General features: G+C 72.0%; 19 protein-coding genes and 1 tRNA gene. 11 read left to right on the top strand and 9 right to left on the bottom strand.

The features are described 5' to 3' along the window. A partial coding sequence (locus tag ACFC0D_RS16845; RefSeq protein ID WP_376435865.1) for a SpoIIE family protein phosphatase occupies positions 1-1,487 on the top strand: 1,487 nt, incomplete at its 5' end. Between the two features lie 113 nt (positions 1,488-1,600). Here ACFC0D_RS16845 and ACFC0D_RS16840 read toward each other — a convergent pair. Beyond that, positions 1,601-2,179: an SMI1/KNR4 family protein gene (locus ACFC0D_RS16840; protein ID WP_376435862.1), complete on the bottom strand. Its 579-nt coding sequence runs from the start codon at positions 2,177-2,179 to the stop codon at positions 1,601-1,603. Positions 2,180-2,812: 633 nt separating this feature from the next. Here ACFC0D_RS16840 and ACFC0D_RS16835 point away from each other — a divergent pair. Further along, a complete protein-coding gene (locus tag ACFC0D_RS16835; RefSeq protein ID WP_376435859.1) occupies positions 2,813-5,389 on the top strand; it encodes a SpoIIE family protein phosphatase in 2,577 nt (858 codons plus the stop codon). A gap of 320 nt (positions 5,390-5,709) precedes the next feature. On the opposite strand, the gene ACFC0D_RS16830 is transcribed toward ACFC0D_RS16835, so the two are convergent. The 3 genes from ACFC0D_RS16830 to ACFC0D_RS16820 are packed head-to-tail and all read right to left on the bottom strand — an operon-like array spanning position 5,710 to position 9,399. Then, positions 5,710-6,756, bottom strand: a complete 1,047-nt coding sequence (locus ACFC0D_RS16830) for an ABC transporter ATP-binding protein (RefSeq protein ID WP_376435857.1) — start codon at positions 6,754-6,756, stop codon at positions 5,710-5,712. Then, the gene (locus ACFC0D_RS16825; RefSeq protein WP_376435854.1) at positions 6,753-8,378 is read right to left on the bottom strand and encodes an ABC transporter permease; all 1,626 of its coding nucleotides are present in this window, start codon (positions 8,376-8,378) and stop codon (positions 6,753-6,755) included. The genes ACFC0D_RS16830 and ACFC0D_RS16825 overlap by 4 nt, the downstream gene beginning before the upstream one ends. A 1-nt stretch (position 8,379) precedes the next feature. Next, positions 8,380-9,399, bottom strand: a complete 1,020-nt coding sequence (locus tag ACFC0D_RS16820) for an iron ABC transporter substrate-binding protein (RefSeq protein WP_376435851.1) — start codon at positions 9,397-9,399, stop codon at positions 8,380-8,382. Between the two features lie 225 nt (positions 9,400-9,624). Here ACFC0D_RS16820 and ACFC0D_RS16815 point away from each other — a divergent pair, with 225 nt between their 5' ends. After that, positions 9,625-12,213 carry an AMP-binding protein gene (locus ACFC0D_RS16815; protein WP_376435847.1) on the top strand — a complete coding sequence of 863 codons (2,589 nt, stop codon included), beginning with the start codon at positions 9,625-9,627 and terminating at the stop codon, positions 12,211-12,213. Positions 12,214-12,532: 319 nt separating this feature from the next. Here the strand turns inward: ACFC0D_RS16815 and ACFC0D_RS16810 are convergent. Next, positions 12,533-12,606 (bottom strand) — tRNA-Pro (locus ACFC0D_RS16810). A gap of 141 nt (positions 12,607-12,747) precedes the next feature. On the opposite strand from ACFC0D_RS16810, the gene ACFC0D_RS16805 reads away from it, so the two are divergent. After that, positions 12,748-13,218 carry a DUF309 domain-containing protein gene (locus ACFC0D_RS16805; protein ID WP_376435844.1) on the top strand — a complete coding sequence of 157 codons (471 nt, stop codon included), beginning with the start codon at positions 12,748-12,750 and terminating at the stop codon, positions 13,216-13,218. A 15-nt stretch (positions 13,219-13,233) separates the two neighbouring features. Here the strand turns inward: ACFC0D_RS16805 and ACFC0D_RS16800 are convergent, their stop codons facing one another. The 3 genes from ACFC0D_RS16800 to ACFC0D_RS16790 form a co-directional block, all read right to left on the bottom strand. Further along, positions 13,234-14,484, bottom strand: coding sequence for a cytochrome P450 (locus ACFC0D_RS16800; protein WP_376435841.1), 1,251 nt, complete (start codon positions 14,482-14,484; stop codon positions 13,234-13,236). Between the two features lie 73 nt (positions 14,485-14,557). After that, a complete protein-coding gene (locus ACFC0D_RS16795; protein WP_376435838.1) occupies positions 14,558-14,932 on the bottom strand; it encodes a DUF488 domain-containing protein in 375 nt (124 codons plus the stop codon). A gap of 29 nt (positions 14,933-14,961) precedes the next feature. Next, positions 14,962-15,576, bottom strand: coding sequence for a TetR/AcrR family transcriptional regulator (locus ACFC0D_RS16790; protein ID WP_376435835.1), 615 nt, complete (start codon positions 15,574-15,576; stop codon positions 14,962-14,964). Positions 15,577-15,723: 147 nt separating this feature from the next. On the opposite strand from ACFC0D_RS16790, the gene ACFC0D_RS16785 reads away from it, so the two are divergent. Together ACFC0D_RS16785 and ACFC0D_RS16780 are read left to right on the top strand one after the other, a co-directional pair. Beyond that, the gene (locus ACFC0D_RS16785; protein WP_376435832.1) at positions 15,724-16,584 is read left to right on the top strand and encodes a phosphatase PAP2 family protein; all 861 of its coding nucleotides are present in this window, start codon (positions 15,724-15,726) and stop codon (positions 16,582-16,584) included. Continuing rightward, positions 16,581-17,717 carry a DMT family transporter gene (locus tag ACFC0D_RS16780; RefSeq protein ID WP_376435829.1) on the top strand — a complete coding sequence of 379 codons (1,137 nt, stop codon included), beginning with the start codon at positions 16,581-16,583 and terminating at the stop codon, positions 17,715-17,717. Before ACFC0D_RS16785 ends, ACFC0D_RS16780 begins: the two co-directional genes overlap by 4 nt. Positions 17,718-17,724: 7 nt before the next feature. Here the strand turns inward: ACFC0D_RS16780 and ACFC0D_RS16775 are convergent, their stop codons facing one another. Continuing rightward, a complete protein-coding gene (locus ACFC0D_RS16775) occupies positions 17,725-18,342 on the bottom strand; it encodes a DUF4188 domain-containing protein (RefSeq protein WP_376435826.1) in 618 nt (205 codons plus the stop codon). 100 nt (positions 18,343-18,442) lie between these two features. On the opposite strand from ACFC0D_RS16775, the gene ACFC0D_RS16770 reads away from it, so the two are divergent. The 5 genes from ACFC0D_RS16770 (at position 18,443) to ACFC0D_RS16750 (ending at position 24,851) form a co-directional block, all read left to right on the top strand. Beyond that, positions 18,443-19,114 carry a MerR family transcriptional regulator gene (locus tag ACFC0D_RS16770; protein WP_376435823.1) on the top strand — a complete coding sequence of 224 codons (672 nt, stop codon included), beginning with the start codon at positions 18,443-18,445 and terminating at the stop codon, positions 19,112-19,114. 52 nt (positions 19,115-19,166) lie between these two features. After that, complete coding sequence (locus ACFC0D_RS16765; protein WP_376435820.1) at positions 19,167-20,171, top strand: SPFH domain-containing protein; 1,005 nt, start codon at positions 19,167-19,169, stop codon at positions 20,169-20,171. Further along, positions 20,168-21,061 carry a hypothetical protein gene (locus tag ACFC0D_RS16760; RefSeq protein ID WP_376435817.1) on the top strand — a complete coding sequence of 298 codons (894 nt, stop codon included), beginning with the start codon at positions 20,168-20,170 and terminating at the stop codon, positions 21,059-21,061. The genes ACFC0D_RS16765 and ACFC0D_RS16760 overlap by 4 nt, the downstream gene beginning before the upstream one ends. Positions 21,062-21,591: 530 nt before the next feature. Then, entirely contained in the window at positions 21,592-22,458 is an 867-nt protein-coding gene (locus ACFC0D_RS16755; RefSeq protein ID WP_376435814.1) for a GNAT family N-acetyltransferase, read from the top strand. Positions 22,459-23,153: 695 nt separating this feature from the next. Then, complete coding sequence (locus tag ACFC0D_RS16750; RefSeq protein ID WP_376435871.1) at positions 23,154-24,851, top strand: S8 family serine peptidase; 1,698 nt, start codon at positions 23,154-23,156, stop codon at positions 24,849-24,851. The last annotated feature ends 74 nt before the right edge of the window (positions 24,852-24,925 follow it).

Below are 24,925 nucleotides of genomic sequence, written 5' to 3'. Positions count from 1 at the left end.
AAAACCTGCGGGGCCTGTTTCTTTTTTTTTTCCCCCCCGGGCCCGCCCGGCCCCCCGGGCCGGGGGCCCTGGCCGCCGCCCCCCCCGCCCCCGACCCCGGTGTCGGTGGCTACCCGATGACCATGGCGGCCTCGCTGCGCGCCCGGGGGATGGTGCTCGGCCGGGTGTCCGTGGGCCGGAACGCCGATCGTGGCGCGTACGGAAAGGCCGACCGGGACCTGCTGCGCGAGATCGCCGACCGTGCGGCCCTCGCTCTCGACAACGCCCGCCGCTTCACGCGCGAGCGCCGCGCGGCCGTCGGCCTCCAACGCAGTATGTTGCCGCCCACCCAGATGGAGACGACCGCGGCGACGACTTCGGGCACGTACCTCCCCGCGGACACCACGAGGGGTGTCGGCGGAGACTGGTTCGACGTGATCCCGCTGTCCTCCGCCCGCGTCGCCCTGGTCGTCGGGGACGTCGTCGGCCACGGCCTCGCGGCCACGGCCACCATGGGCAGGCTGCGCACGGCCGTCCGCACCCTCGCGGATCTCGACCTCGAACCCGACGAGCTGCTCACCCATCTCGACGACCTGGTCGCCCAACTCCTCGCCGAGCCCGATGAGACGGACCTCGACGAGGAGGGCGAGGACAGGACGGACGGCGGGGACGCCGACGACGACCTCGACGACGGCTGGCACATCGGCAATCCCTCCTCCCCCACCGGCGCGACCTGCGTGTACGCGATCTACGACCCGGTCTCGCTGCGGTGCACGGTGGCGTCCGCCGGCCATCCACCGCCTGCCGTGGCGGACCCGGAAGGCCATGTGTCGTACCTCCCGGTCGACCCGGGTCCCCCGCTGGGCGTCGGCGGCCTGCCGTTCGAGGCGACGGAGGTCGACGTGGCCCCCGGAAGCGTCCTCGCCCTGTACAGCGACGGCCTGATCGAGGGGCGGGACGGCGACATGGACGCGGGCATGAACGAACTCGCCGGCCATCTGACCCGACCGGGCGCCCTCGCGGGTCCCCTGCGTGAGCTCGGCCGCGCGATCGTCGCGGGCCGCCCCGCCGACGGACTCGGGGACGACGTCACCCTGCTGCTCGCCCGCACACGAGCCGTGCCGACCGAGGACGCGACGTCGTGGCAGATCGAAGCGGATCCGGCGGCGGTCGGCACGGTACGGGAGGCCGCGACGACGCGGCTGCGCGAATGGGGACTCGAAGAGCTCGTCTTCACCACCGAGTTGGTGCTGAGCGAACTGGTCACCAACGCCATCCGGTACGCCGGGGGCCCGATCGACGTACGGCTGATCCGCGCGGGCCGACTGATCTGCGAGGTCTCCGACCCCAGCGCCACCCACCCACGGATGCGCCGGGCCCGGCTGACCGACGAGGGCGGCCGCGGCCTCTACCTGGTGGCCCAACTCACCACCCGCTGGGGCAGCCGCTACAGCCGTCGCGGCAAGACCATCTGGGCGGAACAGGAGTTCCCTCCGGCCACCGACTGAGCCTGCGCCCGTCGGGCGCGGCGCTCACTGTTGGGGTTCCAGCGGCGGCCGGCCGGTGCCCGGTTCGGCCACTGGTACGACACGCGGCTGTTCCGGGTGGCGTTCAGCCGCCGCTAGGGCGCCGGGAAGGCCGACGGTCCGGGGCCGGCTTCCAGGATGTCGTCGTTGGAGTCGAATGTGTGGTCCTCGACGGGGAGGTTGCCCAGGATGCCGGAGTGGATCCGGCCGGTGATGACGGACAGGATGAACCGGGTGCAGTGCACCGGGTGGTGCTCCCATTCCGGTCCGCGGCCGGCGTTCGCCATGACGGTCCAGTCCTCGGGCCGCCCGGCCTCGTCGGTGAGCCAGTAGAGGTAGGCGCCGGTCCCCTCGATGTACGCGAAGGGGAGCAGGCCGGCTCCGTCGGCCGCGAGCTGTTGGGGGCGCGGCTCCGGGCCGATCTCCCACAGGCGGGCGAGCACCTCGGCGCGTTCCTCCTTCATGGCCAGGAGGTCGTAGTCGCGGTCCGCGCAGTCGGGCTCCAGTACCCGGATCGTCTCGTCGAAGACACCGCCCCCGTAGGTGTCGACGAGGCCCTTGAAGTCCTCGGGCAGGGCCGTGCCCAGCCGTGCCTCGACCTCGGGCCAGGCCCGCGGAGCGCGCTCCGCCGACGGCGGGGCGATCCGGGTCAGCTGTTCCACATCGGGAAGCACCGGTGTGACTCCTTCGAGTCGGGACGACAGGATGTGAATCTGCGACCCCTTGAGCCCCAGGAGTAGGGGCCATGGGATAACGAACAAATTCTGGGCGCGAGATGTACGTGAACACCGAGACCCCGTGCACGGTCTGTCTCGCCGGTCACACCGGCTCGCCGGTGTCCCTCGCGTGGGCCCTCTCGCGCACCGTACTCACGGCCGGAGTCGAGGAACGAACCACGCGGGCGAATTATCGGTCTCCCCGGCCGCGGCGACCACTCGGGCCGTGTCCACCTCTCGCTCGCCGGCCTCGGAGGAGGATGCACCGCCCTGCTCCGTGCCTCGAGGCCGGACGTCGCCGCCTTCCTGCACCGGACCGAACGCACTGTCCCGCGGCCGGGAGAGCGAGCACCTCGACCTGGACGCCCTCGTCTCCCAGATCATGGATCGACGCCCGTCCCCCTGACCCGCAGCGGTGGGAACCTTGTGTCGCGGCCCTGATGCGTACCGTGAACGCCGGGAGCCCTGGCCGCGGGGAGGTGCTACAACTGGGGTTGTGAGCCCGTCTCGTCTCTCGTGCCCGGCGTGCCGGTGCGGTCGAACCTAGGCAGAAGATTCGGAAGCGTCGCCGGACAGGTCTTCGTCCTTCAGGTGGCGATCGTGGTGCTGCTCGCCGCCGGGGCCCTACTGGCTCTGGTGCTGCAGTCGCGGTACGACATCGACCGTGAAGCGCGCAACCGGTCGGTTTCCGTGGCTCAGACCTTCGCGAACTCCCTGGGCCTGCAGGAAGCGCTGAGTTCGCCGGACCCGTCCGCGATCCTGCAGCCCCTCGCCGAGGAGACACGCAAGGACGCAGGCGTGGACTTCATCGTGGTGATGGACACGAACGGCATCCGCTACAGCCACCCCCAGCCCGACCGCATCGGCGAGCGGTTCGTCGGCACGATCGAGCCCTCGCTCGCCGGCGAGGTGTACACCGAGAGTGTGGAGGGGCCGCTCGGTAAGGAGATCCAGGCGATCGTCCCGGTCACCTCGCCGGAGGGGGAGGTCGTCGCCCTGGTCTCGGCAGGTCTGACGGTGGAGAGCGTGACCGGCGTCGCCGACCGTCAGCTTCCGGTCATCCTCCTGGCCATCGCCATCGGTCTGGCTCTGGCCACCGTCGGCACGGCGCTGATCAGCCGAAGACTGCGCCGCCAGACCCATGGGCTCGGCACGCAGGAGATGACCCGGATGTACGAGCACCACGACGCGGTGCTCCACTCCGTCCGCGAAGGCGTGCTGATCACGGACGGCGAAGGACGACTACTCCTGGCGAACGACGAGGCCGGACGGCTGCTCGGTCTGCCGGACGACGCCGAAGGACGCCCCGTCGACGAGGTCGGCATGGATCGCCGTATGGCGGAACTGCTGCTGTCCGGCAGGGTGGCCACCGACGAGGTGCTGGAGGCCGGGGACCGGCTGCTCGTGGTCAATCAGCGGCCCACGCGCCCGCACGGCTCGGCGGTCACCATCCGCGACTCCACCGAGATGCAGCTCCTGAGCAGCCGGGCGGAGACGGCCCGCAAGCGGCTCAAGCTGCTGTACGACGCCGGGGGTGACATCGGCACCACCCTCGACATTGTCAGCACCGCGAAGGAACTGGCCGATGTCGCCGTTCCCCAGTTCGCGGACTTCGTCACGGTCGACCTGGCCGACCCGGTACTGAAGGGCGACGAGCCCGGCCCGGGCGCCGACATGCGGCGCACGGCGGTCAGCGGCATCCGATCCGATCACCCGCTGTACCCGCTCGGGGCACTGATCGACTTCCTGCCGTCCACACCGCAGGCCCGTGGCTACGGTACGGGCACGGCCGAACTGGTACCCGATCTCCATGACGCGCCGGGCTGGCACGCCCAGGACCCGCCGCGGACGTCCCAGATCGTCGACTACGGGATCCACTCGCTCATCGCGGCTCCGCTGAAGGCCAGGGGCGTCGTGCTCGGGGTGGTCAACTTCTGGCGGTCGCAGAAGCCGGAACCGTTCGACGAGGACGACCTGTCCCTGGCCGAGGAGCTTGTCGGCCGCGCCGCGGTCACCATGGACAACGCCCGCCGCTACACCCGCGAACACAATCTCGCCGTGACGCTCCAGCGCAGCCTGCTGCCACAGGATCTGCCCGAGCAGAGCGCGGTGGACGTCGCGCACTTCTACCAGCCCGCCCAGTCCGGAGTGGGCGGGGACTGGTTCGACGTGATCCCGCTGTCGGGCAGCCGCGTCGGGCTCGTCGTCGGGGACGTCGTCGGGCACGGCCTGCACGCCGCGGCCACCATGGGGCGGCTGCGCACGGCCGTGCACAACTTCTCCTCCTTGGATCTGCCGCCCGACGAACTCCTCGCCCGTCTCGACAACCTCGTCCAGCGCATGGACCAGGAAGGCGACAGCGCGCCCTCGGACGCCGGTGTCCTGGGCGCGACCTGCCTGTACGCCGTCTACGACCCGGTCTCCCAGAACTGCACCATGGCGCGGGCAGGACACATGCCACCGCTCGTGGTCGCCCCGGACGGCACGACAACGATCTCGGAACTGCCGGCCGGCCCCCCGCTGGGGCTGGGAGGCATGCCGTTCGAGACCATGGAACTGCACCTGGCGGAAGGCAGTCAGCTCGTCCTGTACACCGACGGGCTGGTCGAGGAGCGGAGCCGGGACATTTCAGTGGGCGTGGAAAGGCTGCGCACGGCGCTGAGCCACCCCGACCGAGACCCGCAAGCCACCCGCCGCGCCGTACTCGACGCCCTGCTCCCCGGCCGGCCGGCCGACGACATCGCGCTGCTCATCGCCCGGACACGGACTCTGGGCCCCGGCCGGGTCGCGGAGTGGGACGTACCGTTCGACCCGAGCGAGGTCGGCGCCATCCGCGGCCTCGCGGCCGAGCAACTCGAGGTGTGGGGCCTGCAGGAACTCGCCTTCACCACGGAACTGATCCTCAGCGAGCTCATCACCAACGCCATACGGTACGCCGCCGAGCCGGTTCGCGTTCGTCTGTTGCGCGATCGCACTCTGACCTGCGAGGTGTGGGACGGCAGCAGTACCGCCCCGCATCTGCGGTACGCCGCCACCACGGACGAGGGAGGCCGCGGACTGTTCCTGGTGGCCCAGCTCAGCGAGCACTGGGGCACCCGGTACACACCGGAAGGCAAGGTCATCTGGGCCGAACAGGTCCTGCCCGCCGCCGGCAGTGCCCTCCCCTAGACCGCAGTTGTTCTCCTGACCGCCGTCGCCCTCAGGACGCGCCCGTCGGACAGGAAGACGATCGGGTCGGCGTGCTGCCCGAGTGCCGTTGCGGGAGTTGCCGCCGTTCTTCCCGACCGGGTCGAGCTGCGCTCAGACCGGTCAAGTGCACTGGTCCCCGCATGATCCCCAACGGCGACACACTGCACTCTCAACAGCCAGTCGGCGAGGCACGACGGGACCGACGGAGGTGCGCGCTGCCGACACACCCGCTGGTCTCCGGGTGGGGCAGCGCAGCAAGGCAACCGACCGCACCACCCTCGTGCGCCCACCCTTCGCAATCAGGCCGGAACTTCGTGCAAGCTGGCCTCGCCGGTGACGCGGATGCCGATCCTCCCGCCGGGACGGACCCGGAGCGGTCCGGGAGCACGGATGTCGATCTGCTGGTCCAGGCCGTCCACGGCGACGGTGACCATGGAGTCGTGGCCGAAGAAGCGGACGTCGGTGACGGTGCCTTGAGCGGTCGCCTCTTCCGGGCCCGTGAGGTGGAACTGCTCGGGGCGGAGCAGGACGAGGCCGTCGCGCAGGCCCTCGGGGGCGGCGGCGAGGGGGATGCGGCCCAGTGGCGTCGTGGCGGAATTCTCGTCGGCCGTGCCGGCGATGAAGACCGCGTCGCCGACGAAGGAGGCCACCCAGGGGTCGGCGGGGCGCTGGTAGAGCTCCTCGGGGGTGGCGCACTGGGCGACGCGGCCGTCCCGGACCACGGCGACGACGTCGGCCGTGGAGAGGGCCTCCTGCTGGTCGTGCGTGACGAGGACGGCGGTGGCGCCACTGGCCCGGAGCACGGCGCGGACCTCGGCCCGTACCGCTCCGCGCAGTCCACTGTCGAGGGCGCTGAACGGCTCGTCGAGGAGGACGAGATGGGGTTCGGGGGCGAGCGCGCGGGCCAGCGCGACGCGCTGCTGCTGCCCGCCGGACAGCTCGTGCGGCATCCGGTCGCCGTAGCCGCCCAGGCCGACGAGGTCCAGCATCTCGTCGACGCGCTTGGCCCGGGTGCCGCGCTCCGTTCCGGTCAGGCCGAAGGCGACGTTGCGCGCCACACTCAAGTGAGGGAAGAGCGCGCCTTCCTGGGGAACGATGCCGATGCGGCGGCGTTCGGGCGCGAGGTGAACGCCGGGACCGGCGAGGGTGCGGCCGGCGACGGTGACGGTGCCCGCGTCGGCGCGCAGGAAGCCGGCGATCACGCGCAGCAGAGTCGTCTTGCCGCAGCCGGAGGGGCCGAGGACGGCGGCGAGGTGCCCGCCCCGGACGGTGAGGTCGAGGCCGTCGAGGACGGTGGCGCCGGGGCCGTACGCCTTGACCACGCCGCTGACCTGGAGGTCGTTCATGGGCGGTGCCTTCCGAGGAGGTAGGAGGGGACGGCGGCCAGGAGGACGAGGAGGGCTGCGTACGGGGCCGCGGCGGCGAAGGATCCGCTGCCGGTCTCGGTCCAGAGCCGGGTGGCCAGGGTGTCCATGCCGGTGGGGCGCAGCAGCAGGGTGGCGGGGAGTTCCTTCATGCAGACGACGAAGGTGAGGGCCGCGCCCGCGGCGACACCCGGTGCGGCGAGCGGCACGGTGACCTCGCGGAGCACCCCGAAGGGGGTGCGGCCGAGGGAGCGCGCGACGTCGTCGAGTACGGGTGGCGCCTGGAGTACGGCCGCGCGGACGGCGGCCACCGCAACGGGGAGGAAGAGCACCGCGTACGCGCAGATCAGCAGTGGTGTCTCCTGGTACACCGGCCGGGCGTAGCGGACCGCGAAGAAGACCAGGGCGAGCGCGACGGTGATGCCGGGGACGGCGTGCCCCGCGTACGCGGCCTGTTCGAGGAGGTGGGCGAGCCGGCCCCGGTGGCGGGCCGCGATGACACCGACGGGCAGCGCGAGCAGGGTGGTGAGCGCGGCACCCCCGGCGGCGACGCCGAGGGTGGTGAGCGCGGTGCTGGTGAGGGTGGATGGGTCCCAGGTGGCGGAGGAGCCGACGGCGAGCCAGTAGCCGAGCGTGGCGAGCGGGAATCCGACGGCGGCCGCGACGACGGCTCCGCACCAGGCGAGGGCGGGCAGCCGCAGCCGGCCGAGCGCGGCGGGAACGGCCCGCCGGGCGGTTCCCGCTCCGGTACGGGCATACCCGGCCCGGCCTCGGGTGCGGGTCTCCGCAGTGACGAGCGCAATGGTCATGAGGACGAGCACGGCGCTGAGCGCGGCGGCCGGAGTGCGGTCGAAGCTGGCCCGGTAGGACGTGTAGATGCCGCGGGTGAAGGTGTCGTACCGCATGAGGGACACCGCGCCGAAGTCGGAGAGCACATAGAGCGCGACGAGCAGTCCGCCGCCCGCCGCGGCCGGCCGCAGCTGGGGCAGCGTGACGCTCAGGAAGGTGCGCAGCGGCCCGCGCCCGAGCGAGCGGGCGACCTCCTCGTGCCCGGGGTCGGTGCCGCGCAGGGCGGCGGCGACCGGCAGGTAGACGTACGGGAAGCTCACCAGGGTGAGCGCCAGGGCCGAGCCGGTGAAACCGGCGAGCGACGGCGCGGCGGAGAGCCAGGCGAAGGCGGTGACGTAGCTGGGTACGGCCAGGGGCATGGTGACGAGGACCGACCAGGCGCGGGCGCCGGGCAGGGCGGTGCGCGTGGTCAGCCATGCCAGGGAGATACCCAGGAGCAGGCAGGCGGCGACGACGGTGGCGGTCAGACCGAGGCTGCGCAGGAGCAGTTGACCTGTCCGGTCGGCGGCGATGACGTCCCAGGCGAAGCTGGGGCCGCGTTCGAGGGCGCGCACGGCGAGGTAGCCGAGGGGCAGGACGGCGAGGGCAGCCGCCAGGCAGGCGGGGACGGTCAGGACCCACGAGGGTCTCGCGGCACCGTCGATGCGGCCTTCGGCCTGCTTCCGTTCGTCGGCGTGCTTCCGCCCGGCGGGCGCGGGGGCGCTCGCCGAGCGGGTGTCGTGACGCGTCCGGACGGGGGAATCCGGTGAGGTCACGTCAGACCAGTCCGGCTTCCTGGAGCATGGCCAGGGTTTCCTTCAGCGAGTCGAGCTTGCCGAGGTCGATCTTCGGCGGCTGGAGTGTCTCCAGCGGCGGCACGCCCGCGGCGGTCTTCACTCCGGCGGCCAACGGGTACTCCTTGGTCTCCTGCGCGAAGTACGTCTGGGACTCGGCGGAGAGGAGGAAGTCGACGGCCTTCTGCGCGTATGCGGCCTGCTTCTCGTCGGCGCCCTTGAGGATGCCCACGCCGGACACGTTGACGAGGCCGCCCGGGTCGCCCTCGGGCAGGTAGTGGATCTTGGCCTTCATCTTGTCGGCGCCCTTCTCGGCCACCTGCTCGTACCAGTAGTAGTGGTTGAGCAGGCCGAGGGAGACCTCGCCCTTGTCGACGGCTTCGAGGACCTTGAGGTTGCCCTCGTACACCTTGGGCTCGTTGGCCTTGAGGCCCTTGAGCCAGGTGCGGGTTGCCTCGTCGCCCTCCAGGACGCGCATGCCGGTGACGAACGCCTGGAAGGAGGCATTGGTCGGTACGACACCGATCTTGCCCTTCCATTCGGGCTTCACGAGCTCGTGGACGCTGTTCGGCGGCGTCGGGACCTGGGCGGGGTCGTACCCGAGGACGCGCACGCGCCCGCTGACGCCGGTCCAGTCGCCGGCCGAACCCCGGTAGGCGGTGTCGACCTTGTCGAGGGTGGCCTTCGGGAGCGGCGCGAGGCGCTGCTCCTTGGAGAGCGCGCCGAGGGCGCCGGCGTCCTGGGAGAGGAAGAGACCGGCCTCGGTCTCGTCGCCCTCTTCCAGGAGCTGGGCGGAGAGCTCGGCACTGTCGCCGTAGCGGACCTCGACGTTGGTACCGAGGTGCTTCTCCAGCTTCTCGATGAGCGGCTTCACGAGGTTCTCGTTGCGGCCGGAGTAGATGACCAGTCCGGCCGGTTCGTCGCTTCCGCAGCTCGCGAGCGCGGGGACGAGGAGGGCTGCCGTAGTGAGCGCGGTGAGCGTGCGAGCCAAGGGGCGGCGCATGGTGAGGTGATGCCTTCCTGCCGTGCCGGTCGCGGCCGTCGCGTATGGCGACGGGTCTTGCGACGAGCGACGAAGAGCTACCGGGAGAACCTGTGAATACGGCATTGATAAGGTAAAGCTAACCTAATGGTCAAGGCAGGCTTTGATAACGGCCCGGTCGCGAATGGGCATCCGATACCAGCACCCCCTCTTCTCGATTAGGAAAGCCTTACCTACGATGCGCCCGTGACGCTCCTCCCTGCCCCGCCCGCCGGTGGCCACACCCTGCCCCTTGCCGACGGCCTCGCGCTGCACGGCGACCGCACCGCCCTGGTCACCGCGGAGGGCGTGGTCTCCTACGGCGAGCTGGCCCGGCGGGTCGCCGTCACCGCCCAACGGCTCGGCCCGGGGCGCCGCCTCGTGCTCCTGCCCGGCGCCAACACGGTCGGCGCGGTCGTCGTCCACCTGGCCGCGCTCGCGGCGGGGCACCCGGTCCTGCTCGTACCCGGCGACCATCCGGAGGCCGTGGAGGCCCTGACCGCCGCTTACGATCCCGACATCGTCGTCCACCCGGGCTCCGGCTCCGACGAGTGGCGGATCGAGGAGCGGCGGACCGGCTCCGCACACGACTACCACCCCGATCTCGCCCTGCTCCTGAGCACCTCCGGCTCGACCGGCTCCCCCAAACTCGTCCGGCTCTCCTACGAGAACCTCCAGGCGAACGCCGAGTCGATCGCCACATACCTGGGCATCCGTGACACCGACCGGGCGGCGACGACCCTGCCCATGCACTACTGCTACGGCCTGTCCGTCATCCACAGCCACCTGCTGCGCGGCGCCGGCCTCCTCCTCACCGAACTCTCGGTCGCCGACACCTGCTTCTGGGACCTCTTCCGCACCGCCCGCGGCACCACCCTCGCCGGAGTCCCGTACACCTTCGATCTGCTCGACCGGGTCGGCTTCGCCGAGATGGAGCTGCCGCACCTGCGGTACGTCACCCAGGCCGGCGGCCGCCTTGCCCCCGAACGCGTCACCCACTACGCCGAACTGGGGCAGCGACGCGGCTGGGACCTCTTCGTCATGTACGGCCAGACCGAGGCGACCGCCCGCATGGCCTACCTGCCGCCGGAGCTCGCGACCGCGCATCCGGCAGCGATCGGCGTTCCGGTTCCCGGCGGTTCGTTCTCCCTCGAAGCCGTCGACGAGACCTCCGGGGCCGAGGAGGGCGTCGGCGAACTCGTGTACTCCGGCCCGAACGTCATGCTGGGCTACGCGCACACACCCGACGACCTCGCCCTCGGGCGCACCGTCGATACCCTGCGCACCGGCGACTTGGCCCGACGCACCGACGAGGGTCTGTACGAGATCGTCGGCCGCCGCAGCCGGTTCCTGAAGATCCTCGGCCTGCGGATCGACCCCCAGCAGGTCGAGACGACACTTGAAGAGCGCCACGACCTCAGCGCGCTGTGCGCGGGGGACGACGAGGGGCTCGCTCTCGCCGTCGTGCGCAAGGCAGGGTGGGACGAGCGGCGGATCCGAAGACGGGTCGCGGACGAGTTCGGCCTGCCGGCGCGCGCGATACGCGTCCACCTGCTGCCCGAACTCCCCCGCCTGCCCACAGGAAAGCCCGACTACCAGGCCGTCCGCACTGCGGGCCGGCAGGACGACGCCGGAGTCCTGCCAGGTGGCGCGGGCGCCGACGACCTGTGTGCTCTCTACGCCCGAATCCTGGACCGTACGGATGTGACACCCGACAGCACCTTCGTGGGACTCGGCGGCGACTCCCTGTCCTACGTCGAGATGTCACTCCACCTCGAAGAACGCCTCGGCCATCTGCCCACGAGCTGGCACACCACACCGATCAGCGAGCTACGGGTCCCCGAGCGGAAGACCTGGGGCCGCGGCAGGTCCCTGGAGACCAGCGTCGCCCTGCGCGCGGTCGCGATCGTGTGCATCGTCTGCTCGCATGTGCGGCTCTTCGAGCTCCGCGGCGGTGCTCATCTGCTGCTCGCGGTGGCCGGTTTCAACTTCGCCCGTTTCCTGCTCTCCTCCGCCGAGCGACGCGAACGCGTCCGCCGCACCGGACGGAGCATCGCACGCATCGCACTGCCGTGCATGGCCTGGACCGCCTTCGCGATCCTGATCGGCGCCGACTACGACCTGAGCAACCTCCTCCTGCTGCACAACGCTCTCTTTCCGCAGGACATGGGGCCGGGTCTGCACCTGTGGTTCGTGGAAGCACTCGTGTACATCCTGCTCGCGACGCTCGCACTCCTCGCCCTGCCCGCCGTCGACCGGGCGGAACGACGCTTCCCGTACGGCCTTCCCCTCACCCTCGCCGCACTCGGCCTGCTCACTCGCTACGAGCTGGTCGGCCTCCCCGAGCGGTCCCAGATCACCGACGCGGTGACCGTCTTCTGGCTGTTCGCCCTCGGCTGGGCGGCCGCGAAGGCCCACACGACGCCCCATCGACTGCTCGTCACCCTCGGCGCACTCGCCACCGTCCCCGGCTTCTTCCCCGGCGAACCCCGACGCGAGGCGTTCGTCCTCATCGGGTTCGTACTGCTGGTGTGGTTCCCCACCCTTCCCAGCCACCACCTGGTCAACCGGGCGGCGGGGCTCCTCGCCGCCGGCTCGCTCTCCATCTATCTGACGCACTGGCAGATCTACCCGATCCTGGACGACGTCTCCGAACCCCTGTCGCTGATCACGGCCCTCCTCTTCGGCATCGCCTACGCCAAGGGTGCGGACCATCTCACCCGGAAGCTGCCTGCGCTGCCCCGCCTGGCGACATTGCGCACGCAATGGTCCGGCTCCCACCGGAAGCGCTCGTGACCCCCTCCCACGGCCGGCGCGGCAAACCGACGCACGGGGAGTGACACCGCCGGGCCTGGAGGCGGACACTCTCCGGCCATCGGCTCGCCGACCACCACCCAGCAGTACCTGCACTCCTACGCGCACAAGATCACCGCCGCAGGCGCGGCCCTCTCGGCACACCTCAGCGTGCTCCGCGCGCCGCGCTCCCTGCCGAGTCCGATCCTGGTCACCCGCTGACGCGGTCAGGGCGAGTTGGTCCCCAAGTGGTCCCCAAAAAACGATCGAGGGGCCGTTTCAGATCTCTCTGAAACGGCCCCTGACCTGCGACTCTTTCGAGTCGGGACGACAGGATTTGAACCTGCGACCCCTTGACCCCCAGTCAAGTGCGCTACCAAGCTGCGCCACGTCCCGATGCCCGTCCGTTCCCCGGTTCCTCCCCGGCGGCGGCGTGCAAGAGAACATTACCTCACTTCGCGGGGCCGGTGGACGCGGCCGCGCCCGGTGGCGGGTGGCATACCCGCAGGCCGGGCCGTCGAAGGGGAGAATGGGTGGGTGGACAGCACACGGAGGGACCGGGACGAGGAGGGTCGGGCGCGCAGCGCTCGGCCGCGGGACGGGCTGGGGCGGCCGTTGCCGTACGGGGTCGAGGGGGTGCCGCGGCAGCCCGAAGGGGTGGTGCGGACGCCCGCACAGACGCTCCGTGAGGCGCAGCGGCTGCTGGACGCGGGGATGCCGTTCCACGCGCACGAGGTCTTCGAGGACGCGTGGAAGACGGGCCCTTCCGGGGAGCGGGACCTGTGGCAGGGGCTCGCCCAGCTGGCCGTGGGGCTGACCCATGCGGCGCGGGGCAACGGGCCCGGCGGGGCGCGGTTGTTGCTGCGCGGCGCCGACCGGATCTCCGGGCAGCCCGATCCGTACGGCATCGACGTCCGTGGACTCGTGCGGTGGGCCCGGGAGTTGGCGGAGCGCGCGGAGGCCGTGACCGACGCGGCGGCCGAGGCGCCGCGCCTGCTGGCCGAGTAGCGCGGCGCCCGGTCGTCACCAGGTGAGGTGCAGCTCCAGGGGCGAGCGGTGGATCAGCGTCGGCCGCATCTCCACGTCCTGGTCCTTCGCAAGCCGCAGTCCGGGGAAGCGGCGGACGAACAGCTCCAGTGTGAGGCGGAGTTGGGTGCGGGCGAGCTGGGAGCCCGGGCAGCCGTGGGCGCCGTGACCGAAGCTCACGTGACGGGTGGGTGTCGCCGGGCGGGTGATGTCGAAGACGTCGGCGTCCTCGTGCCGTGCCTCGTCGCGGTTGGCGGAGCCGTACGCCACGAAGACGGTGGCTCCCGCGGGCAGTTCGGTGCCGGCCAGGACGACGGGCCGGGTCGTGGTGCGGCGGAATCCCTGGACAGCGGTGTCGAAGCGGGCGGCTTCCTCCACCGCCCCGGGTATGAGTTCGGGGCGGGCGCACAGCAGCTCCCACTGGTCGCGCCGGCGCAGCAGATGGAAGAGCGCGGTGCCGATCAGGGCCGTGGTGGTGAGGTGTCCGGCGATGAGGAGGTTCTGCAGGTTGGCGACGAGTTCGTGGCGCTGGTCGTCCGTGAGTTCGCGGGGCCCTGGGCCGAGGCCGGTGTCCGGGGCGAGGGCGGCGACCATCGCCGAGCAGAGGTCGTCGCGCGGCTGGGAGCGCCGCTCGCGGGCGTAGCGGTCGAGGAGTCGCTGGAGGGCGACCACGTCCTCGGCCGCCGCGATCTGCTCGTCCTCGGCCATCGGCCGGAAGAGGAGCTGCTCGGCGCGGTGTCCTCCGTGCACCGCGACGGGCACGTCCTCCGGCTCGAAGCCGATGAGCCGGCCGATGACGGCGCCCGGCAGCTTGCGGGCGTAGGAGGACATCAGCTCGGTGTGGCCGTCGGCGGCGAAGCCGTCGACGAGGGCGGCGGCGACCTCGGCGACGTACGGCGCGAGGGCCGAGACCCGTGCCGCGGAGAGGCCACTGTTGATCGGGGCGCGGTGGCGGCGGTGGGCGGCGCCGTCGGTGGAGACGACGGTGGGTCGGTTGCCGTAGCCGCGGGCGAGGACACCGAAGACGGCGGCCGGGGGGATGACGTCGGGCCGCAGCGCCTGGGCGGAGGAGAAGTCCTCCGGCCGCAGCAGCACCTCACGGACGTCGGCGTCCCTGGCGACCAGCCAGGCGTCGAGTTCGGGGACGAAGGTCAGACCTGCGGTCTGTCGCGCACGTGCGTAGAGGGGGTACGGGTCGCGCTGCAAGGCGTCGAGCAGCTCGTGACGTGCGTTCGTGGTCGGGTCCACGCGGCTCCTCCGGAGCGGGAAGGTGCGGAACTCGGTGCGGTCTGCACATGGTGACCGGCATCGCCGGTTCTGGCTACGCCGCGGAGGCGTTCAGCGCGCGCAGGAGTACGGACGTGTGACTGACCGACGGGTCCTTCGCGGCGGTGAGGAGCGTGACGGTGCCCTCGGCGGACAGGGTGCGCAGCCGGTCGAGGGCCTCGGCGGCGTCGGGTTCGGCGAGTTCGTCCTCGTACCGTCGGCAGAACTCCCCGTACTCGCCGTCCGGACCGTGGTACCAGCGCCGGAGCTCGGTGGAGGGAGTGAGCGCCTTGGGCCATTCGTCGATGCGGGCGTCGGTCTTGGCGAGGCCGCGCGGCCAGAGGCGGTCGACGAGGACCCGTACACCGTCGTCGGGTGAGGGGGCCTCGTAGATCCGGCGGACGCGGACGTCGGGGGCAGCGGCTGGCATGGATCCAGGGTGCCGGAGGCCGCCGGAGCTCACACCTCGACGCGCCCCGTCGGCCGCAGCGCCGGCAGCAGGACGGAGTCGACGAAGGCACGCATGGTCGATGCGTCGGCGAAACGCTCCTCGAAGAGCCGCTCGACGCGGAGCATCCCGAGGAAACAGGGGGCGACGAAGCCGATCGCCGGGTTGTCCGCGTCGATCTCCCCGCGTTCGACCGCCCGCTTCAGGATCGTGTCGAGGGCCGCGACCTCCGGGCTGATGACGGTCTCGCGGAGCGCCTCACGCAGATCGGGGTACTGGACGTACGCCTGGCTGACGGCCTCCATCAGCTCGGCGTCGTGGTCGCGGCGGGTCGCGGCCAGGTGGGCCGCCTCCCGGAGGTCACCGGCGAGCGATCCGGTGTCGATGCCGCTGAAGAAGACGCAGCGCTGTTTGGCGAGAGCGGCAGTGACGAGCTGCGGCTTGCTCCCCCACTGGCGGTAGAGGGTGGCCTTGCCGCACTTGGTGCGAGCCGCGACGCCCTCCATGGTCACCGCGTCGTAGCCGCCCTCCCGGAGCAGGCGGAGAACGGCCTCGTAGAGCTCGCTCTCCCGCTCCGGCGTGATCTTTCCGCGGCGGGCGGCGGCGGTCGCGGCCTGTGTGGACATCCCATTCCTCCCGGACAGCTCTCTGCACATACGAGAGTAGGGGGTGCACAATCGAGACGCAAACGTTTCGAGACGCTTGCGTCTCGATGAATTCGGATCTAGGCTTCCCCCGTTTGCTGGCGATTTGACGGGAAAAAGGGGCCGGGCATGGCTGCCGGGATACGCGGGACACGTCCCACAGGACCGGGGCCGACCGCTACCCCGAACACCCCGAGACCCCCGCTGGTGCGCGAGCTGCTGCTCGTCACGGCGCTGTTCCTCGTCTACAAGTTCGGCCGGCTGTTCGCGAACGGCCACGAACTGCGGGCCTTCCACAACGCCGACCGGATATGGAACGCGGAGCGGGCCGTCCATCTGCCCGACGAGGGTTCCGTCCAGGCGCTGCTGATGCACGGAGAGCCGCTCGTACGGGCCGCGAACACCTACTACGCGGCCGTGCACTTCCCGGCCACGATCGCCTTCCTCGCCTGGCTCTACTGGCGCCGACCCGGGCACTACCTCTGGTCCCGCCGCGTCCTGGCACTCCTGACCGCCGCCGCGCTCGCCCTCCATCTGCTGATGCCGCTGGCGCCGCCCCGGATGCTCGCCGCTACCGGACTCGTCGACACCGCACGGGTCTACGGCCCGTCCGTGTACGGCGCGAGCCCCGAGACGGACTCGATGGCCAACCAGTTCGCCGCGATGCCGTCGCTGCACTTCGGCTGGGCCGTGATGGTCGCGATCGGCCTCATCGTCGCCACGCGCGGCCGGTGGCGCCTGCTGTGGCTGCTCCACCCCCTGCTGACGCTCCTGGTCGTCGTCGGCACGGCCAACCACTACTGGTTCGACGCCCTCGCCGCCGCGGCGCTGCTCGGTCTCGCGCTCGCGGTGGTACGGGCGCCGGGCACCGGACCGGCCGCCCCGGGCCCGCTCCCGAGCGCCGCCGCACCCACCGTGCTCGCCGAGCCCGCCGTGCCCGTCGCCCGCATCGCGCCCGCCGCGCGCCGCCCGGTGGAGTCGCTGCGATGACCGCCCCCGACGGCATCGTCCTCGCCGTACTGCTGTCCCTGGTCTCCGCGGCCGGGTACGCCCTCGCCGCGGTCGCCCAGTCCCGGCTCGCCGCCTCGGCCCCCTCCGACGGCGGTGGCGGCGCGCTGCGCGCCCTGCTCGCCCGCGGCCAGTGGTGGTGGGCCGTCGGCCTGAACGCCGCCGGCGCACTGGCCCATGTGGCCGCCCTGCACTACGGCCCGCTGACGCTCGTTCAGCCGCTGGGCGCGCTCACCCTGGTGGCGGCACTGCCGCTCGGGGCGTACTGCGCCCGGCGGCGGGTGACGCGGGCGGAGTGGCGTGGCGCGTTCTGGACACTGGCGGGGCTCGTCGGCCTGATCTCGGTCACGGGCCCCGCGACGCCGGGCGACGCTCTGACGCTGCGCGAGGCACTGATCGTCGCGTCGTCGACGGCCCTGCTGATCGCGGTGCTCGCCAGGGGAGGACGGAACAGCGCGGGCTCCCGTGCCGAAACGTCCCGCCGGGGGCGGGGGCTCGGGCATGCGACGGCCTCCGGGATCGCCTCGGGAGTGGCGTCCGCCCTGACGCAGACGCTGACCGCCGCCCTCGCGCGCGAACTGCCCGGCGGAGTGCCGGCCTGGTGGCAGACCACCCTGACAGCCGTACTGATCTCCGCCTTCGCCGTCGGTGGGCTGCTGCTCTCGCAGACCGCCTACCGCGGCGGACTCGCCGCGCCGCTGGCCGTCGTGAACCTCTCCAACCCGGCCGCCGCCGCGGTCATCGGCGTGGCGCTGCTGGGCGAGACCTTCCGCGCGGGCGTGTGGGGCTGGCTGATCGCCGCCGCCGCGTCGGTGGTGGCGGCACGCGGCGTGGTGCTGCTGACGACGGGCGCGGGAGCGGCCCCCACGCCGACCCCCGCATCTGCCCCGACGGCACCGGCCCCCGCACCTGCCCCGACGCCCGTCCCCACGGCACCCGCCCCCGCGCCTGCCGCAGCGACGCCGCCGCCCACCGCCGTCGCCGCCCTGGTCACCACCCCCGTGGCGTCGCCCCTGTCCCCCCTCGCCACTCCCGGGCAGCCGCTGCCCCCGCCCCGTACCGACGAGGCCGCGACCCTGCCCGCAGCCTCCCCGGCACCGGCCCCCGCGGGCTGACGGTTCCTCACTCCCCCGACGGCGGGCGGTCCTCCGTCACCTGGGCCGCGAAGATCGGTTCGGTGGACGGCTGGTACCCGCCCTTGTCCCCCGGCACGGCCGGTTCCAGCCCGAAGTGCGCGCCGACCCCCATCGGCGGCATGTCCCCGTAGAGCCCGTGATACGCACCGGCTCGGACCGAGTACATCTCGTGCCAGATGCCGACCGCTCCGTTGCTCGCGAAGTACCGCCGCCAGTACGCGCTCTGGGCGGGGCGGTGCTTGCGGGCGGACTCCGCGGCGTAGGCGCGGATGTCGCCCGCCTTCCGCCAGTACTGGATGACGGTGGCCTCGCCGAAAGAGGGCCCCAGGAGCATCCGGTAGCCGAGGAACCCGCTCTCCGGGTCCGCGCGGAGCTCCTTGAGCATGGCGGGCATGGCCGTCAGCACGGGCAGCCAGCCGCGGATCGAGCGCCAGCGGTTGACCCGCACGCCGATGAGGAAGACGGCCACCGGTTCACTGTTGGCCGCCATGAAACGGCCACGGCGCACCCGGCGCCGCTCCGCACGCCCCTCGGCTCCGCCGCGGTTCCACTCCAGCGCGGAGAAGAGCCGCGGTCCGCGTGCGATGCCGGATCCCATTGCCATGGTTCACGCACCTCCCGTCGTTGGATAGCTGAACTATCCTTGAAGGGGAGAGTAGAACTCCCGGGTAACCGTGTCGAGACGATGGGAACGGTGAAAGTCTTTGCGCCTCTCCGAGCTGAGCGACCGCGGCGGCGTGTCCGTGGCCACGGTCAAGTACTACCTGCGCGAAGGGCTCCTGGCCCCGGGCACCCCCGTCACCGCACGGCAGTCCGACTACGGCGAGGAGCATCTGCGCAGGCTGCGGCTGATCCGGGCACTGCTGACGGTCGGCGGAATGACGATCCAGCAGGCCCGCGACGTCCTCGCCGTCGCGGACGACCCCGCCTTCGGCCGCCACGAACGCGTCGGCATCGCCGCGTACATGCTCGGCCCCCAGATCTCGCCGCCCGACACCTCCGATCCCGAGCGCGCGCTCTGGGACGAGGTCTTCGCCGAGATGCGCGACCTGCTCACCGAGATGGGCTGGTACGTGAACGAGGAGGCGCCGGCGCTCGCCGCGCTGACCAGGGCGGTCGTGACGCTCCGTTCACTGGGCTACCGGGGCGGCGTCGACGACATCCGGCGGTATGCGGAGGTGATGCATCCGATCGCCTCCGAGGAGTACGCGGTGATGCAGGACTACCCGGTCCTGGAGGAGGCGATCGAGGCGGCCGTCGCGTACACGATGCTCTACGAACCGATTCTGCTGTCCCTGCGCCGACTGGCTCACGAGGACGTCTCGGCGCATCTGTACGGCATCACTCCGCCGAACCCACCACTTTCGTCACCTTGACGAAAAACCCTGGAGCCCCCTATCGTCATCATGACGACAAGGGGGAGTTCCCATGGCCGACATCACCCGCCGCGCCGGCTGGCGCCATCTGCGGTCCGCGCCCACCGCGCACATCCGCCACCACCGGCGCGGACGCCTCGTCCACGACGGGACGGGGCTCAGCTTCTGGTACCGCTCCCTGTCCGCCGCGCTCTCCGAAGTACCGGTGAACGACCGGGAGCTGGCCATGGCGTTCCACGCCAGGACCGCCGACTTCCAGGACGTGAGCGTGCAGTCCACCGTCACGTACCGGATCGGCGAACCGGAAGCGGCCGCCACCCGGCTCGACTTCTCCATCGATCCGGACACGGGCGCGTGGCGCGGCGCGCCGCTGGAGCAGATCGCGACGCTCCTGACCGAGACGGCGCAGCAGCACGCTCTCGACGTCCTGGCCCGCACCCCGCTCGCCGCGGCCCTCGTCGACGGTGTGGCAGCCGTACGGGACCGGATCGCGGACGGGCTCGCGGCCGAGCCGCGGCTGCCGGCCACGGGCATCGAGGTGGTGGCGGTACGGGTGGTGGCGATCCGTCCGGAGCCGGAGGTGGAGCGGGCGCTGCGTACACCCGCGCGTGAGCAGATCCAGCAGGAGGCCGACCGGGCCACCTACGAGCGCCGGGCCGTGGCCGTCGAACGCGAGCGGACCATCGCCGAGAACGAGCTCGCCAGCAAGATCGAACTCGCCCGGCAGGAGGAGCGGCTCGTCGACCAGCGCGGCACCAACGCTCGCCGCGAGGCCGAGGAGAGCGCCGCCGCGGACTCCGTACGGGCGGAGGCGGAGGCGTCGCGGAAGGTCCGGCTCGCACGCGCGGAGGCGGAGGCGGCGCGCGAGGTCGGCGAGGCACGTGCGGCGGCGCAGGCGGCCTGGCTGCGGGTGCACGAGGAGGTCGACGCGGCGACGCTGCACGCGCTGGCGGTCACGCGGGCGGCGGAGAACCTGCCCCGGATCGAGCAGCTGACGCTCTCGCCCGACGTGCTGACCGGACTCCTGGCGAAGCTCGGCGGCGGGACCTCGTCGTGAGCCTGGCGCCGCGCGCCGTGTTCGTGCACCGCACGACGGAGTACGAGGCGCTGCTGGCCCGTCACGGTACGCACGGGCAGGCCGCGTTCTTCCTCTCCAGCCGGGGCCGGGGCATCGAGGACGTACGGGAGCGGCACGAGCGGAACCGGAGGGCGCTGGCGGAGGTGGCGGCGGCGGTGCCGCTGCAGTGGCGACAGGCCCGGGTGGAGCGGGCGGACCTGGACCGTTTCCTGTTCGGCCCCGAGGACGTGGTCGTGGTGGTCGGGCAGGACGGTCTGGTGGCCAACGTGGCGAAGTACCTGGACGGGCAGCCCGTCATCGGGATCGACACCGATCCGGGGCGGAACGCGGGGGTCCTGGTACGGCACCGGGCGGCGGACGCGCGGGCGTTGCTGGCGGCGGTGGATCGGACGGGGGCGGACGAGCTGACGATGGTGGAGGCCGTCACCGACGACACACAGCGGCTCCTCGCCCTCAACGAGATCTATCTCGGCCCTCCCGGCCATCAGACGGCCCGCTACACGCTCACCGTGGAGAACCCGGAGCCGGCGACCGAACCGCAGGCCTCCTCGGGCGTCCTGGTCGGTACGGGCACGGGCGCGACGGGCTGGCTCCGCTCCCTCTGGCAGCAGAGCGCCAGCGCCCTGCCTCTGCCGGTCCCCACGGACCCGCGCCTGGCCTGGTTCGTCCGCGAGGCCTGGCCGTCCCCGACGACGGGCACGACGCGGGTGGAGGGGGTGTTGAGCGCCGGGCAGTCGCTCCACCTGACGGTGGAGTCGGACCGCCTCGTCGCGTTCGGCGACGGGATGGAGTCGGACGCGCTGGAACTGACGTGGGGCCAGACGGTACGGGTGGGGGTGGCGCGGACGGCGCTGCGGTTGGTGGGGTGAGGAGGGGCGACCTGCGGGGCGCGGAGTGGAGTGGAGCGGCGGCGCGCGGTGGCGGCCCCGCGTGGTGCGACCATGCCCGCTGTCGAGGTGACGGCAGATGGCACGGCGAGACGTGACCGCGCGGCGCCGTCGACGTCACGTGGCAGCGCGCGGACGGCCTGGCGGCACGCAGTCGGCGTCATGTGACGGCGCGCGGACGGCCTGGCGGCACGCAGTCGGCGTCATGTGACGGCGCGCGGACGGCCTGGCGGCACGCAGTCGGCGTCATGTCGCGGCGCGCGGACGGCCTGGTAGCACGCGCGGTCGGCTTCGCGCGCCGGGCGCACGGCGACGCGCCCCGTGGCGACGCGCGGCACGGCGCCCGCAGCGCCCGGTGTCGCGCCGCATGAGCACCGCGAGCGCGCGGCGCGTTCCGTGGCGGGAAATGGTCGGCGCTTGATCTCCGGCCCCGCCGCGCTCGCTAGGATCGGGCCGCTTCGTCCGATTCGCCCCCACCGCCCCGTGCTCCACCGGCAGTCGAAGGGACACGCATGCCCTCCCCCACCCCCGACACCCTCCATATCGCCCCGGCCACCCTGCAGGACTGGGAGCTCGTACGAACCTGGGCGGCGGAGGAGGGATGGAACCCGGGGGCGTCCGACGCCCCGGCGTTCTTCGCGCAGGACCCGGAGGGGTTCTTTCTCGGCCGGATCGACGGTGAGCCCGTCTCCGCCATCTCGGTCGTCAACTACAGCGACCGGTACGCCTTTCTGGGCTTCTACCTCGTCCGTCCCGATCTGCGCGGTTTCGGTCACGGGCTGGCGACCTGGCGCGCCGGGCTCGCGCACGCCGGCGAGCGGACGGTCGGCCTCGACGGAGTGCCGGACCAGCAGGACAACTACCGTCGCTCCGGCTTCTCCCTCGCGTACCGCACGGCCCGGTACGTCGGCGAGCCCGTCGCGTCCGGCGCCCCGGCGCCGGACGTGGTCCCCGCCGCGCAGGTCGACCCGGCCGCCCTCGCCGCGTACGACAGCGCCTGCCACCCCGCCGACCGACCGCGCTTCCTCACGACATGGCTCACAACTCCGGGCCATCGCGCGCTCGCCCGGGTCGCCCACGGGCGCCTCACCGGCTACGGAGTGGTGCGGCCGGCCCAGGAGGAGGCGCGCATCGGGCCCCTGTTCGCGGACACTCCCGAGGACGCGGCCGCCCTGCTGGACGCGCTGTCCGCAGAGGCGCGGTCCTTCGGTTCACCACGCATCGCGATCGACATCCCCGAGGCCAACCCCATCGCCGCCCGGCTCGCCGAGGAGCGGGGCCTCGAGCCCACCTTCGAGACGGCACGCATGTACACGGGCGCGGTCCGCCCGGTGGCGCGGGAACGCGTCTTCGGCGTGACGACTCTCGAACTGGGCTAGGGCTGTCCGACAAGTGATCACCGGTTGGTTCGCGGAGCCAGAGGACCACTGCCATTCGCTCCGTCCTCACCGGCCGAACGATGCGACATCACGGGAGCGGCGATCCCCGTCGGCAAGCCGGTGGCCACCTCGCGGAAGCGCTCATCGCCCCCACCGACATCGCCCGCGCCGCACCGCGTCCGCCCTGCGGTGATGTCCCGCCGCAGGGGCGCCCCTTTGCCGTCCCCCTACGGCCCCCTCACCCTCCCCCCGCCCCCCTCGGGGGGTGACAAGGGTTTTCCCCGTATCGGGTTCATCTCGCCTTTCCCTACTGTCTGCCGCACCGGCAGATCCCATCCCCCGAACCACGCCCCCCGCAGGTGATCAGGTCGCCTGTCAGGTGCATGAGGGGACGAGGGTGGTGTCCGCCGGTGACGGCCTTGACCCGGGCCGTCGCGCCGGTGGCGGCGCACGGGCCCCCCAAGCCCAGGGACCGGCGGACCGCAACCCCACGTCGCACCCCGTTCCCGCGCCGCCGCCACTGCTCCGCACCTACGTCGTGCTTGAAAGGGAACACCTTGAACAGTTCCAGGCGGAGAGTCATATCCGTCGTGGTCGCGAGTGCCGCGATCGTCGGCGCCGCTGCCACCTCCTCCGGGGCGTTCGCCGCCGCCCCGGCCGCTGCGACCCCGAAGCCGGCTCCGGCTTCCCAGACGATGACCGCGCTTCCCAGCGCCCCGGTCGAGAAGGTCATCGTCACCTACAAGTCCAAGACCGCCGAGGCCGGTTCGAACGCCGCCGCCAAGAGCGACGCGGCCGCCAAGGGCGCCGAGACCGGCGAGAGCCTCGCCTTCGAGCGCCGCCTCGCCGGCGGTGCCGCGCTGGTCGACCTGGGCGACAGCGCCACGAAGCAGGACGTCACCGAGGTCATGGACGCCTTCCGCGCCGACCCCTCGGTCGCCTCCGTGGAGCCCGACATCCGCGCGTACGCGATGGCGGTCACCCCGAACGACACGGACTACACCAAGCAGTGGGACCTCTTCGAGGCCACCGGCGGCATGAACGTTCCGCCGGCCTGGGACAAGACGACCGGCTCCGGTGTCACGGTCGCCGTGATCGACACCGGCTACGCGGCCCACTCGGACCTGGCGACCAACGTCGTCGCCGGCTACGACTTCATCTCCACCTCCGCCGACGCCCGCGACGGCAACGGCCGTGACGCGGACGCCAAGGACGAGGGCGACTGGAACGCGACCGACAACGAGTGCGGTGTCGGCTCCAAGGCCTCCAACTCCTCCTGGCACGGCACCCACGTGGCCGGCACCATCGGTGCGGTCACCAACAACACCAAGGGCATCGCGGGCATCGCGTACAACGCGAAGATCCAGCCCGTCCGCGTCCTCGGCAAGTGCGGCGGTTCCTCCGCGGACATCGCCGACGCCATCACCTGGGCGTCCGGCGGCACCGTGCCGGGCGTCGCCGCCAACGCGACCCCGGCGAAGGTCATCAACCTGAGCCTGGGCGGCGCCAGCTCGACCTGCCCGAGCGTCTACCAGAACGCGATCAACGGCGCCGTCTCGCGCGGTACCACCGTCGTCGTCGCCGCGGGCAACAGCAACGCCAACACCTCCGGCTTCACCCCCGCGAACTGCTCGAACGTCATCACCGTGGCGTCCACCAGCCGCGAGGGCAACCGTTCGTTCTACTCGAACTACGGCACCATCGTGGACGTGGCCGCGCCGGGCGGCGAGACCCGCCGCGCGACCGACACGCCCGGCACCATCACCACCCCCGAGAACGGCATCCACTCCACGCTGAACTCGGGTACGACGACCCAGTCGGCCGAGAACTACAAGCCCTACCAGGGCACTTCGATGGCCGCGCCGCACATCGCCGGCCTCGCCGCCCTGCTGAAGTCGGCGAAGAGCAGCCTCACCCCGGCCGAGATCGAGTCCGCGATCAAGGCCAACGCCCGTCCGCTGCCGGGCACCTGCACCGGCGGCTGCGGCACCGGCATCGCCGACACGGCCAAGACCGTGGACGCGGTGACCGGCACGACCCCGCCGGCGGGCAACGTCTTCACCAACGCGACCAACGTGACGATCTCCGACAACACCACCGTGTCGTCCTCGATCGCCGTCACCGGCCGCACCGGCAACGCCCCCGCCGCCCTCAAGGTCGGCGTGGACATCAAGCACACCTGGCGCGGGGACCTGGTCATCGACCTGATCGCCCCCGACGGCACGGTGCGCAACCTGAAGGCGTCCAGCGGCTCCGACAGCGCCGACAACGTTCTGACCACGTACACGGTCGACGCGTCGAGCGAGGTCGCCAACGGAACCTGGAAGCTGCAGGTCCGCGACGTGGCATCGGGTGACACCGGCTACATCGACTCGTGGAACCTCACCTTCTAGTTCCCACCTGAACCACCCCCCACATCAGCATCATTGCTGGTCAGCGACGCGCTCGTGGTCTACACCACGGGCGC

It is taken from the genome of Streptomyces sp. NPDC056222 (genome assembly GCF_042264065.1).
Taxonomy (GTDB): Bacteria; Actinomycetota; Actinomycetes; order Streptomycetales; family Streptomycetaceae; genus Streptomyces.
The sequence above is the reverse complement of the archived record's forward strand: the minus strand, read 5'-3'. Positions and strand labels throughout refer to the sequence as shown.